General features: G+C 57.8%; 14 protein-coding genes and 1 pseudogene. 10 read left to right on the top strand and 5 right to left on the bottom strand.

The window, feature by feature from the left end:
- The first annotated feature begins 223 nt into the window (after window positions 1–223).
- The 5 genes from rpsP (at window position 224) to QP888_RS01070 (ending at window position 4,917) form a co-directional block, all read left to right on the top strand.
- Window positions 224–721: a 30S ribosomal protein S16 gene (gene rpsP / locus QP888_RS01090; RefSeq protein WP_018119790.1), complete on the top strand. Its 498-nt coding sequence runs from the start codon at window positions 224–226 to the stop codon at window positions 719–721.
- Window positions 722–821: 100 nt separating this feature from the next.
- A complete protein-coding gene (gene rimM, locus QP888_RS01085; RefSeq protein ID WP_284811568.1) occupies window positions 822–1,322 on the top strand; it encodes a ribosome maturation factor RimM in 501 nt (166 codons plus the stop codon).
- Complete coding sequence (trmD, locus tag QP888_RS01080; protein ID WP_284811566.1) at window positions 1,319–2,185, top strand: tRNA (guanosine(37)-N1)-methyltransferase TrmD; 867 nt, start codon at window positions 1,319–1,321, stop codon at window positions 2,183–2,185. The genes rimM and trmD overlap by 4 nt, the downstream gene beginning before the upstream one ends.
- 10 nt (window positions 2,186–2,195) lie before the next feature.
- Window positions 2,196–4,529 (top strand): Tex family protein, encoded by a 2,334-nt coding sequence (locus tag QP888_RS01075; protein ID WP_284811564.1) that lies wholly within the window; start codon window positions 2,196–2,198, stop codon window positions 4,527–4,529.
- Window positions 4,530–4,749: 220 nt separating this feature from the next.
- A complete protein-coding gene (locus QP888_RS01070; RefSeq protein WP_018119785.1) occupies window positions 4,750–4,917 on the top strand; it encodes a hypothetical protein in 168 nt (55 codons plus the stop codon).
- Window positions 4,918–5,037: 120 nt separating this feature from the next.
- On the opposite strand, the gene QP888_RS01065 is transcribed toward QP888_RS01070, so the two are convergent.
- The 5 genes and pseudogenes from QP888_RS01065 to QP888_RS01045 form a co-directional block, all read right to left on the bottom strand.
- Window positions 5,038–6,228, bottom strand: coding sequence for a ThiF family adenylyltransferase (locus QP888_RS01065; RefSeq protein WP_284811562.1), 1,191 nt, complete (start codon window positions 6,226–6,228; stop codon window positions 5,038–5,040).
- Window positions 6,229–6,237: 9 nt separating this feature from the next.
- Complete coding sequence (locus QP888_RS01060; RefSeq protein ID WP_284811560.1) at window positions 6,238–7,023, bottom strand: thiazole synthase; 786 nt, start codon at window positions 7,021–7,023, stop codon at window positions 6,238–6,240.
- Window positions 7,024–7,031: 8 nt separating this feature from the next.
- On the bottom strand, window positions 7,032–7,256 hold the full coding sequence (gene thiS / locus QP888_RS01055) for a sulfur carrier protein ThiS (protein ID WP_284811559.1): 225 nt from the start codon (window positions 7,254–7,256) through the stop codon (window positions 7,032–7,034).
- A gap of 29 nt (window positions 7,257–7,285) precedes the next feature.
- A complete protein-coding gene (gene thiO, locus QP888_RS01050; RefSeq protein ID WP_284811840.1) occupies window positions 7,286–8,404 on the bottom strand; it encodes a glycine oxidase ThiO in 1,119 nt (372 codons plus the stop codon).
- A 69-nt stretch (window positions 8,405–8,473) separates the two neighbouring features.
- A pseudogene (locus QP888_RS01045) lies at window positions 8,474–9,139 on the bottom strand (thiamine phosphate synthase); the annotation flags it as partial.
- Between the two features lie 212 nt (window positions 9,140–9,351).
- Here QP888_RS01045 and rplS point away from each other — a divergent pair.
- From rplS to QP888_RS01020, 5 genes are all read left to right on the top strand, one after another.
- A complete protein-coding gene (rplS, locus tag QP888_RS01040) occupies window positions 9,352–9,696 on the top strand; it encodes a 50S ribosomal protein L19 (protein WP_018119780.1) in 345 nt (114 codons plus the stop codon).
- Window positions 9,697–9,824: 128 nt separating this feature from the next.
- On the top strand, window positions 9,825–10,691 hold the full coding sequence (gene lepB / locus QP888_RS01035) for a signal peptidase I (protein ID WP_502869064.1): 867 nt from the start codon (window positions 9,825–9,827) through the stop codon (window positions 10,689–10,691).
- Window positions 10,669–11,409 (top strand): signal peptidase I, encoded by a 741-nt coding sequence (gene lepB, locus QP888_RS01030; RefSeq protein ID WP_284811557.1) that lies wholly within the window; start codon window positions 10,669–10,671, stop codon window positions 11,407–11,409. The genes lepB (QP888_RS01035) and lepB (QP888_RS01030) overlap by 23 nt, the downstream gene beginning before the upstream one ends.
- A 70-nt stretch (window positions 11,410–11,479) precedes the next feature.
- Entirely contained in the window at window positions 11,480–12,100 is a 621-nt protein-coding gene (locus tag QP888_RS01025; RefSeq protein WP_284811837.1) for a ribonuclease HII, read from the top strand.
- Between the two features lie 152 nt (window positions 12,101–12,252).
- On the top strand, window positions 12,253–12,558 hold the full coding sequence (locus QP888_RS01020; protein WP_284811555.1) for a DUF2469 domain-containing protein: 306 nt from the start codon (window positions 12,253–12,255) through the stop codon (window positions 12,556–12,558).
- Window positions 12,559–12,562 lie beyond the last annotated feature (4 nt).

Raw genomic sequence — 12,562 nt, 5'->3', positions numbered from 1 at the left:
TTCCCTATTCGGAGGATATTTGCTGAGAACGTCCGCGCGTGGTTTGGATAAAATTAGGTTTGAAGGTTAGAATATAACGCTGTCTGTGTTTCTGCGTAACACTGCGTTCGTCTACGGTCGTCGCAGTTGGGATCACGCGCAGACTAATCCAAGGGTTGAACCGGCCTGCATCCGCAGGTGTCCGCACTGCCCAGTGAATCTCTAGCATGAAAAGGAGCCAACAATGGCTGTCAAGATTAAGCTGCAACGCCTCGGCAAAATCCGCACCCCACAGTACCGTGTGGTCATCGCGGACTCGCGCACCCGTCGTAACGGCAAGGAGATCGAGGTTATCGGTCGCTACCAGCCAAAGCAGGAGCCATCCCTGATCGACATCGATTCCGAGCGCGCTCAGTACTGGTTGTCCGTTGGTGCACAGCCAACCGAGCCTGTTTTGGCTCTGCTGAAGGTCACCGGTGATTGGCAAAAGTACAAGGGCCTGCCAGGTGCAGAAGGCACCCTGAAGACCGCCGAGCCTAAGCCTTCCAAGCTGGAGCTGTTCAACAAGGCTTTGGAAGAGGCCAACAATGGCCCATCCATCGAGGCCATCACCGAAAAGAAGAAAAAAGCCAAGGAAGAAGCCGAGGCTAAGGCTGCTAAGGAAGCTGAAGAAAAGGCTGCCGCAGAAAAAGCTGCTGCCGCTGAAGGCGAAGCTGACGCTGAGGCTGAGTCCAACGAATAAAACCCGTAGCGCCCTTATGTTTGTGCGCTTGATACCGCGTGGTGTTTCCTAACCGGGAACCCGCGCGGTTTTTCTATGATTGACACGCTAAATTAGGGGTATGGACGTACGTATTGGTCGGGTAGTGAAAACCCACGGCATCCGCGGCGAGGTCGTGGTGGAGACAACCACGGATGATCCGGAGGGCCGTTTTGCTCCGGATGCTGTTATCGAAGGCCGTCAAGGCGGACGCACGGAATCGTTGCGTATTCGTAGTGCGCGCCCGCACAAGGGTCGTCTGTTGCTGGCATTGAGTGAGATCACTGACCGCACTTCTGCGGAATCGCTGCGCGGTATGGAGTTTTTCGCTCCGGCTGACGAGTCGGATCATGACGGCTACTATGACCACGATCTCGAAGGCCTGCGCGTGCGGCACGATGGCGCGGAGATCGGAACCGTGAGCGGTGTGGTGGAAACCATTAACCGTAGTCTGCTGGAAATTACGCTTGCCGACGACGGCCGCACCGCTTTAGTTCCGTTCGTCGACGAGTTCATCGCGGACGTAGACCTGGAGGCTGGCACCATCACGATCACCCCGCCGGAAGGATTGCTGGACTTGTGAGACTGGACGTCGTCTCGATTTTCCCGGAATACCTGCAACCCCTGCGCCACGCGCTGCTGGGGCGCGCGATTGAACGCGGCTTGCTCAAGGTCGGCGTGCACGATTTGCGTGACTGGGCCACTGGTGTGCACAAATCTGTTGATGATTCGCCCTATGGCGGCGGCCCGGGCATGGTGATGAAGCCAGAGGTGTGGGGCCCGGCCCTCGATGAGATTGCTGCGGGGCAGCGCGCAGATGCCGCTAACCAATTGGACTCGGCGGCCCAGCATATTCACGGCGCTACCCATGATGAGCTTTCGGGAACTGCTCCGCAGCGCTACGACGGCCGGGACGTGCACGTCGGCGAAGATCCGGATGCGCCGTTGCTGGTGGTGCCGAGTCCCGCCGGTGTGGTGTTTAGCCAAGACAAGGCGCAGGCCTGGTCCAATGAGGAGCATATTGTCTTTGCCTGCGGCCGTTATGAGGGCATCGACCAGCGGGTTATTGATGATGCAGCGTACCGCTACCGGGTGCGCGAGGTCTCGATTGGTGATTATGTGTTGATTGGCGGTGAGGTGGCGACTCTGGTGATCGCCGAGGCCATCGTGCGGCTGATCCCAGGTGTGTTGGGCAACCAGCGTTCGCACCAGGAAGATTCGTTTTCCGATGGTTTGTTGGAAGCGCCGTCGTATACCAAGCCGCGGGTGTGGCGCGGACTGGAAATTCCTGAGGTACTCACGTCTGGTCATCACGGCAAGGTGGCGCAGTGGCGGCGTCGGCAAGCATTACTGCGCACGCAAGCACGTCGGCCGGATTTGTTGGATGCTGTGGAGCTGAGCACAGAAGATCACAAGATATTGGCTGAAGGTATGGGGAATAACTAGGCTTAGCCCAATGATCGCCAGTGTTATTGCCGAAGAATTAGGCGTTTCCAGCAATCGCGTGCAGGCGGCATTGTCGTTGCTCGCGGAAGGAAACACCGTCCCGTTTATCGCCCGTTACCGCAAGGAAGCCACCGGTGCGCTGGATGATACCCAGCTGCGGCATATCCAACAGCGTGCGGATTACCTGGAAGAACTCGCGGCGCGCAAAGAAACTATCCTGAGTGCGATCGAGGAGCAGGGCAAACTCACCGATAGGCTGCGCGTGGAGATTACCGAATGTGATTCGAAGGCTCGCTTGGAGGATTTGTACCTGCCGTACAAAAAGCGCCGGACAACCAAGGCCGACAAGGCCCGTGAGGCTGGCCTGGAGCCACTGACGGATGCACTGATCGATAATCCCTCGGTGGATCCAGGCGCAGCCGCGCAGGATTTTCTTGTCGACGGCTATTCCGATGCGAAATCGGCGCTCGATGGAGCCCGCGCGATTTTGGTCGACAGGTTCGCCCTCGATGCGGATCTGGTGGGTGAAGTTCGTGAACAGTTTTTCCGCGACGGTACGTTGGGTGCCCAAGTAGTGGCCGGGAAAGAAACCGAAGGCGCGAAATTCCGTGATTACTTTGATTTCTCGGAACCATTGACCGCTTTGCCATCGCACCGGATCTTGGCGTTGTTGCGCGCGGAATCCGAAGGCATTATTCAGCTGGATTTTGACGGTGGAGACGATGCTGGTTTTGAGCACCTCATTGCGCAGCGATTTGAGCTTGATACCGAAACTTCGAGCTGGTTGGCGCAGGCAGTGCGGTGGGGCTGGCGCACCAAGTTGATGGTTTCAGCCGGGTTGGATGCGCGCAACCGTTTGCGCAGTCACGCCGAAGACGAGGCGCTGAAGGTCTTTTCGACGAACTTGCGTGATGTTTTGTTGGCTGCACCCGCCGGGCAAAAAGCGATGTTGGGCATGGATCCGGGCTATCGCAATGGCGTGAAATGCGCAGTGGTGGATGCCACCGGAAAAGTCGTCGATACTACTGTGGTCTACCCGCATCAGCCGCAAAAACAGTGGTCGCAGGCGGTGGAAGTATTACGCGGTTTGTGCGCTCAGCATGCGGTGGAGCTGGTGGCTGTGGGCAACGGTACGGCTTCTCGCGAGTCCGAGGAGTTGGCGGCGGAAGTCGTCGGCACGCTGGAGCCCCGCCCGCAGGTTGTGGTGGTGTCGGAATCGGGTGCCTCGGTGTATTCCGCTTCGGAGCAGGCGGCAACCGAGTTGCCGGATATGGATGTTTCGCTACGCGGAGCTGTCTCGATCGCGCGACGTGTGCAGGATCCGTTGGCCGAGCTAGTAAAGATCGATCCGAAGTCCATCGGTGTGGGGCAGTACCAGCACGATGTGAATCAGACCAATCTAGCCCGGGCGCTGGACGACGTCGTCGAGGATGCGGTAAATAGCGTCGGTGTGGACGTGAATACCGCCTCGGTTCCACTGCTTGAGCGCGTTGCCGGGTTGAATGCGACTGTCGCAGAGAATCTGGTGACTTACCGTCATCAGAATGGGCGGTTTGCTACGCGCAAGGAATTGTCGAAGGTGCCGCGTTTGGGGCCGAAGGCTTTTGAACAGGCGGCAGGGTTTTTGCGCATTAACGGCGGGGATAATCCTTTGGATGCCTCCGCGGTTCACCCCGAGGCGTACCCAGTGGTAGAAAAAATTGCCGCGGCAGTCGGCGCAGGCGTCGGCGAGCTGATTGGTGATTCTGCCCGGCTGGCGCAGCTGCGGCCTGTAGAGTTCGCCGACGACGAATTTGGTGAACTCACTGTCGCCGATATTATCGCTGAGCTGGAAAAACCTGGCCGGGATCCGCGCCCAGAATTCCGCACTGCCAGTTTCAAAGAAGGTGTGACCAAGGTATCGGATTTGCAACCGGGCATGATCCTGGAAGGAACGGTAACCAATGTTGCTGCTTTCGGGGCATTCGTGGATATTGGGGTGCACCAAGACGGTTTGGTGCATATTTCCGCGATGAGCAACAAATTCGTTTCTGATCCGCACACCGTGGTGCGTTCTGGTGAGATCGTCAAGGTGAAAGTTCTGGATGTTGACGTTGACCGGCAACGCATTGGGCTGAGTTTGCGCTTGGATGATGATCCCGGTGCTGGAAGAAACCAATCGGGTGGAAACAAACCGGGTGGCGCCAGGGCAGTGGATAACCGTGGCGGTAGCAACCAGGGTGGGAAACGCGGCAAGAATAAGGCTAACAACCAGGCTAAGAAACAGGTTAAGAACGGCGCACAGAAGAATAAGCCTGCCGGTTCCATGGCTGATGCGTTGCGTAATGCCGGATTCGGATCTTAAATTTCAGTTACCTGGAGTTGGGGTTCGCGAACGTGGGGCTCGCGAAATTGTGGATTTGTTTGCGGGTGCGCCCGTTGGATCGCTCGGGCATGTGCGTTGGATTCTGTAGGAAGCAGGAAGTATACTGAAGCCTATAATGCCCGGGTGGTCCACTGGCCATGATTTACTGCGCCATGATTTCCCGGGCGCGAGTTCAGAAAGCTATTTAAAGGGGCAGAACATGAGCACCAAGCAAGACCGGCAAGAAGAGGCTCGGGACATTAAGTCCGGCGACGATCAGCCGTCGAATATGTCCGAGGTCTACCTGCCGTTCATTGGCTTCTTCATTGTGATGGCCGTTGGCCTGGGTCTGGTCATCGGTGGTTTCAACGCCCTGGAATATCTCTAAGGCTTAAACTAGCGTGCTCACCCGCTCCAGTTTCTGGATGCGGGTTTTTCGTATGCCCGGCGGAAACGCTGAATTCTTGCCCACCGTGAATTCCTGGCTCCATTGGATCCCGAAGGGAACCTAGGCGTTATTAATATCGTCGTTGGTGTCGGCAGAGTCGAGAGCACCTACCCCGCCAGGCAAACTGTGTAGCCGTAACTGCGGCAGTGCAGTGGCGTACTTGTCGACGACGCGCTGGCTGCGCACACCGGATGCGCAAAACACCACGGCCTCGTCAGCACTGCCAATCGCGTTGGCGATATCCGTGCTGCTGGTGATCTCGCTCAACGGAAGACGCAGCGGATGGTAGCGCCCTGCAAGGTCGGCCACGTATTTTTCATGCGGCTCACGCACATCCAGCGCTACCGCGACACCCGAGGCGACGCGCTGTAACAGCGTATCTGCCGGTTCCTTGCTGGGGCCTGCGCAACTGGTGCCATGAAAAGCGGCTAATTTCGTGGTCAGCGGACGCTGCGGATCCGCACCAACCCGGTAACTCGTGAGCGAAGCTGGTAATGCCTGGTAGCTGAGAACTCGCCCCGGCCCAGAGCGCAGTCCTGCAAGATAGGCGATTGCTTCGGTAGACATCAGCCCGGCAACCACGGACGTCGTCACACCCAGCACACCAGCGGTCGCACAATCGGGCGCGCTTGCAGCATCGGGTTGTTCCGGAAATAAATCCCGTAAACCGACGCCTCGTTGCACAACCTGTTTCCTCTGCCCATCGGCACTAGCACCGGAATGCCATAGGGCGACCTCACCGGAATAACGCAACACCGTGCCCCACACCAGCGGGATGCCGAGGATCTCGCAGGCATCGGCGACGAGATATTTGGTGGCAAAGGTATCCGAGCCATCCAACACCAGGTCCACGCCGCCGACTAGCTCTAATACGTTATCAACCTGCACACGCGCAGCTACCGCATTAATCTGAATATCCGGCTGCAATTCCCGGGCGCGCGCCGCAGCGACGTCAACCTTTGGCTTACCGATATCTCCGGCGCCGAACAAAATCTGTCGGTGGATATTGCTGAGATCCACTGTGTCGTCGTCCACCAGCGTAATCGTGCCGACGCCGGCTGCTGCTAGCTGCTGTAAAGCTGGGCACCCCAAACCACCAGCCCCGATGATCAAGACGTGGCTGGCGTGTAAACGAGCCTGCTGTACCGGGCCAAACCCCGGAAGATTCATCTGGCGTGCGGTGCGATGAATTTCGCGGTCGGGTAGCTGAGCCAGGGCATCGTATGCGTCAACGGCAGGTTCAGTGTCCATGGCCTATACCTATAACACTTGGTCTGACCACGAAGCCAGACCATCGAAACTACTAGAGGCTTGTGCATGCTCTCGGCGCGGGATACGCCCGGCGCCGCGGGAAAGATAGCCACCAATCACCGCGTGACGCATTGCCTGGGCCATTGCGACTGGATCTTGGCAACGGTTGATGGCACTAGCCAGCAGCACTCCGGAACATCCCAGTTCCATGGCGAAGGCTGCATCGGAGGCGGTGCCGATGCCGGCGTCGATCAGCACGGGGATTTCTGCGCGGGAGCAAATCAGCTCGATATTGTGCGGATTCAAAATTCCTAAGCCAGTGCCAATCGGTGAGCCCAGCGGCATCACCGCAGCAGCCCCGGCATCTTCGAGTTTGCGTGCGACTACCGGATCATCAGAGGTATAAGCCAGGACGGTAAAACCTTCGTCGACCAGCAACTCGCACGCATCGAGGGTTTCAGTCACATCGGGCAGAAGCGTGTGCTCGTCGGCAATGACCTCGAGTTTCACCCAGTTGGTCCCCAGTGCTTCGCGGGCGAGTTTCGCGGTGATCACCGCATCCCGGGCTGTGCGGCAACCCGCGGTGTTCGGTAAAGGGTCAATGCCTAAACGTTGCATCAACTCAAAAACGGATTCGCTTCCGGTGGAGGTTGCTGCAGAATAACGCCGCATCGCCACCGTGGTTAGCTGCGTGCCAGAAGCAACCAGTGCTTTTTCCAGCATCTCCTGTGACGACGACCCACCGGTGCCCATGATCAGGCGGGAATCGTAGGAGCGATCAGCGATCGTGAGCATATGGTTGTTTAGCCTCCTTGGCGTGCGTTGAGTATATCGATGGTTTCGCCGTCGTTAAGCAGGCGGCACCATTGTGAGGCCGGTATTACCTCGCCATCAATCGCGACCGCGATGCCGGCGGTAAGGTCCTTGCCGGTAATTTCTTTGACCAAGGCGGTGACATCAATCGCGGAGGTCTCGTGTGGCTGATCATTGACGGTGATGTGCACGTTTTTGGGGGATTCGTTACTCATGGTCGGTCCTTCCTAGGGGGGGGGAGCAGTTAGCGGGCATCGCGAAGTGGGGCACAAGCACTGATGTCGACGCTGAGCTGATCGTCGTGCACGCCGTCGATGAGTTCGCGCGTGATGCGAGCAGCCAGCGCAGCAAGCAAAATCCCGTGCCGGAAATAACCGGTAGATACCACCAGGTTAGCACTGACTCGCCCCAAATACGGCAGGTCATTGGGGGTGCCCGGACGGGCGCCGGTGGTGGCTTCCAGGAACTCGCATTCTTCAATTCCAGGCACGATGCGGATGGCATCACGCAGCAGGTCATAGACGGAGGATGCTGGTGGGCCAGAGCGGTGATCTTCTCGGCTGGTGGCACCAATCGTGATGCGGCCGTCGGCACGTGGGATGAGGTAGATCGGGCGGTCTTCCACGAAACCGCGGATCACCCGGTCACACAGTGGCTGCAAGTGTGCCGGGCAGTGTAGCTGCAGAACTTCGCCATAGACCGGCCGCAGTTGGAACGCCTGGTGCACGTCGGGCTTGTCGACGTCATCCAGCACCCCGGAAATGTGTGCGGCTCCCAAACCATTGGCGAGCACCACCTGGGTGCCGGGATATCGGCCGTGTTCTGTCACGACCGTGCCCGATTCCACCGCCGTGGCTTTTTCGCGCACTATCTGCGCACCCATGTTCTCCAGGGCATTCAGTAGCGCGCGGGCAGTTAGACGTGGGAAAACTTGGTGGTCGCCGGGAATTTCCACCGCGCCTGCCACTGCGGGGGAAAGCGCAGGTTCGAGTGCGCGGGCTTGGCGCACCGTCAGTTTGGACACCTCCATACCATGGGCATTTTGGTAATCCATGAGCTCAGACAAATGCTGTGAATCCGCGCGATCAGCGGCAACTACCAGTGTGCCTTCGGTGCGATAGCCAGTAGGAAGGTCTGTGTGTGCGGCAACAATGTCCATGAGTTCCGGATACCATTGCCCAGATTTCTGCATGAGCGGAAAAAGCGGGTCTTGCTGGTAGACCACTTCCGCGGCCGGGGCCAGCATGCCTCCTGCATGATGCGTTGCGCCAGAGGCTGGGGTGGGATCAATCACGCGCACGCTATGGCCGTGGTGTGCTAGTTCGACCGCAGTGGCCAGCCCCACCATGCCGGCGCCAATGATATTAACGTCAACGACAGTGTCGGCGTGTTTTGTGTTTCGATAATCCGCGTGCCCGGCGGTGACATTTTTGACGACGTGCGCGACGTAGTCTTCCGGGTTATCGGCATGCATGATCCCACGCACAATGGCGACACCAGACACTCCGGTGGCAGCTAACTCACGCGCATCGTCGACGTTGACATCGCCAATAGCAACGACTGGAACCTCGCTTGCAGCCACAATCTGTGGGTAGCCAGCAATACCCAGCGGTGTGCGGCCAGAATCCTTCGTCGGCGTGGTGCGAAACGGCCCACAACCGATGTAGTCAAGATCGTCGGCATGCGCATTCGCTGCTGTGACTAGTTCCACCGTGCCCGTCGTCAAGCCAATGACCGCGCCGGGCCCCAATAGTTCGCGTACCTTGTCGACGGGCATGTCATCTTGGCCCACGTGCACGCCGGCGATCGGGTAGCCGTCGGCTTTGAGCTTGCCGACGAGCTCGACAGCGTCGTCGACCAGCACTGCGCACTCAGGTGCTATCTGTTCGACAGCCACGGAGAGATCCGCGGCAAGATCATATAAGGTATCCGCGGTAATCGGCTTGGAGCGCACCTGAATGATGCCGGCGCCGCCGCGGGCGGCAGCCACCGCGCGGGCAATGATCTCGTCGTGGCTGCCGGAACCGGTGACGAAATAACAGCGGAGATCTAGCTGGTCGCGGGCACTGTGAGATCGGGATGGGAAGGGCACAGGCATGAAACCACCACTTTGCTCGCTGGATTAATCCGCACTGGAATGCTGGAATAAGAGTTGACAAGATTTGAAATCCATCTGCCTATTGTGCCAGACTAGAGCGGTTGATTGTTAAGGATACGAACCGGTTACACCGCTAGTCATCACAGGAGAATCACCCTGGGATTATTAGTGGTTGCTAGGCTCCTCTTTCCCGACGTATTAAGGACACTGTTATGAACAACATTCTCGACAAAGTCGATGCCGCGCAGCTGCGCGATGACATCCCAGAATTCCGTGCCGGCGACACCCTCGACGTAGACGTCAAGGTCATCGAGGGTTCCACCCAGCGTACCCAGCTCTTCTCGGGCGTGTGCATCCGTCGTCAGGGCTCCGGTATCCGTGAGACCTTCACTGTGCGCAAGATCTCGTTCGGTATTGGTATCGAGCGTACTTTCCCGGTTCACTCGCCAAACATCGATTCGATCAAGGTGACCCGCCGCGGCAAGGTCCGTCGTGCGAAGCTGTACTACCTGCGTAACCTGCGCGGCAAGAAGGCCCGTATCAAGGAAAAGCGCTAAAAGTTTTTCGCAGTTGTTGCAAGCACCCAGGTTGGATTTTTTCCACCTGGGTTTTTGCGTAGCTACGGTTGTTGATCCCCGCTGCGGTGCTGGCGCACTGCTCATTTTCCGCTGCTAAGGTGTAATCCGTGAATAGCCAAGAAAACCGTTCTGGAGATGAAGCTGAGTCCGACGCTGAGTCCGTCAATGCACTGGATGCTGACGTGCAACCTGTTAAGGACTCCGCTGCTGACGACGGATCCGATGCACACGCGGAGAACAACGCACACGCGGAGGACGTGGAAGATGAACGCAAGCCACGATTGCCGGCGTGGGCGGAAACCGTCCTGACAGTACTGGTGGTGCTGGTTGTAGTCGGCCTTGTGCAAAATCTGATTGGACGCCAGTACGTAATCCCCTCAGCCTCTATGGAACCGACCTTGCACGGCTGCCCGGAATGCACCGATGACCGGATCTTTGTTGAAAAAGTCAGCTATTATTTCTCAGACCCACAGCCAGGCGACGTCGTGGTGTTCGAAGGCACCCCGTCGTGGGCTGGGATGTACCAATCGCCGCGTTCTGACAACGCCCTGATTGCGCGCATCCAGGATGGTTTGTCGCTGGTTGGGTTGGCAGCCCCGGATGAAAACACCCTGGTCAAACGCATTATTGCCACTGGTGGGCAGACCGTGTCCTGTCAAGAAGGCGATGAGGCCGTGATGGTAGATGGGAAACCGATCGACCAGTCTTATATCCAAACCCCGCCACAGTATCCGATCGATGAGACCTCGGGCTCGCACGCCTGCGGCGGACCATATTTCGGTCCCATCGAGGTCCCGGAAGATTCTTATTTCGTGATGGGCGATAACCGCACCAATTCTGCGGATTCCCGGGCGCATATGTTTGATGAGCGCCACGGCACGATTCCTGCTGACAATATCCGCGGCAAAGCGCAGTTTGTCTTCTTCCCGTTTAACCGCTTTGGCGGTATCGATGACCCGGATATCCAGCAATAACACCGAGTCGCCCGATGCGGGAATTCATGTCACGAGTGTGTGGCGGTGGCGGATCATACTCGCTACTGCCGTCGTGACTTTCGGTGTTCTGGCTGCGGTGCAGGCCTTTGTCGGCAGATTTTATGTCGTACCGTCGGCGTCGATGGAACCCACACTGCAGGGGTGCACCGACTGTGCCGAGAGCAACGACCGCATCATCGTCGACAAGCTGGCTTATCGTTTGGGGGAGCCACAACCCGGTGAGGTGGCAGTGTTCGATGGCACAGAGTCCTGGCAGGCAGGTTTTTCCTCCCCACGCAGTGATAATCGATTCGTTCGCGGTCTCCAAAATGCTGGAGCGGCGATTGGATTAGTGGCTCCGGATGCGAATAGCTTCGTCAAACGTGTCATCGCCACCGCGGGCCAAACTGTGCAGTGCATGCCAGGTGATCCGGGTGTGCTTGTCGACGGCGTGGCGTTGGATGAACCGTATATTGCTCATCCACCTACGCATCGTGTCGACGGGCCGGGTGGCGCGCCAGAATGCGGCGGAGATTATTTCGGTCCCGTGACTGTGCCGGACGGGCACGTGTGGGTGATGGGGGATAACCGTACTAATTCGCTGGATTCGCGGGCCTATCTCGGTGATCCATACCAGGGCACGGTGCCGGTGGAGAATTTTATTGGCAAAGTCCGCGGGATAATTTTGCCGCTTGATCGGTTTGGTGGGGTGGAATAACCGCATGAGTATTAGCGCGCCATCGGCGGGTAGCAAGCCGGTTGCGAAACTCTATGGAAACCCCAGCTGGATGGAACAGCTCTTGGAAGACCACAGCTTCGGCCCGATCGCAGGTGTTGATGAAGCAGGGCGCGGAGCCTGCTGCGGGCCGGTGACGATCGCCGCGTGTGTGTTGCCTGCTGGGCCCCTGCCGGAGTTAGCGGCGTTGACGGATTCGAAGAAAATATCTCCGGCGAAACGGGAAAAGCTCTTCGATATCATTGTTGACAAGTCTATAGGCTTTACTGTGGTGCATGTGTCGGCTGCTCGCATTGACACTGGTGGTATTCAACACGCGAATCTCTCGGGGATGCGCCGCGCAGTGGCAGGGTTAGGCCAGCCGGTGTCTTACGTTCTCAGCGACGCGATGAAAATTCCTGGCTTGACTGTCCCGCAGCTACCGATTATTGGCGGGGATGCGGTTGCGCGTTGTATTTCCGCGGCCAGTGTGCTGGCGAAAGTGAGCCGGGATCGCCTGATGGTCGAGCTCGATCAGCGCTACCCAGGCTATGATTTGGCTGGGCATAAAGGATATGGCACCAAAGCGCACAGTCAAGCAATTGCAGAACGTGGTGCGTGCCCCGAGCATCGTCACAGTTATGCGAATGTTGCCGCAGCTCATGCGCAGTGGCAAGCACGCCAACGTAACTAGCCTGTGCGACAGCAATACTCCCTCGGGCTCCAGTACGACAAACCCGAACCAAGCCCGGTGCGCCGTGGCCGTGAAAGGCGGTGCCGGGATTAGACTGGTGACCGAATTGTTCGCCAACACCTGGTAGTCGCCCGTATAAGGAGTAATCGCAGATGAGCGCAGAAGAACTGGACAACTACGAAGCTGAAGTCGAGCTTTCCCTGTATCGCGAATATCGTGATGTCGTCAGCCAGTTCTCCTACGTGATTGAAACTGAGCGGCGGTTCTACCTGGCCAACGCCGTTGAGCTCATCCCGCATACTTCTGGTGGCGATGTGTATTACGAAGTCCGCATGTCGGATGCCTGGGTGTGGGATATGTACCGGGCGGCTCGTTTCGTGCGTTATGTCCGCGTAATTACGTACAAAGACGTGAACATCGAAGAGCTGGATAAGCCGGATATGATTCTGCCGGAGTAATTCG

This window comes from Corynebacterium sp. MSK297 (assembly GCF_030232885.1).
In the GTDB taxonomy this organism is placed as follows: domain Bacteria; phylum Actinomycetota; class Actinomycetes; order Mycobacteriales; family Mycobacteriaceae; genus Corynebacterium.
Note: the sequence above shows the minus strand (reverse complement) of the source record. Positions and strands in the feature narration are given on the sequence as shown.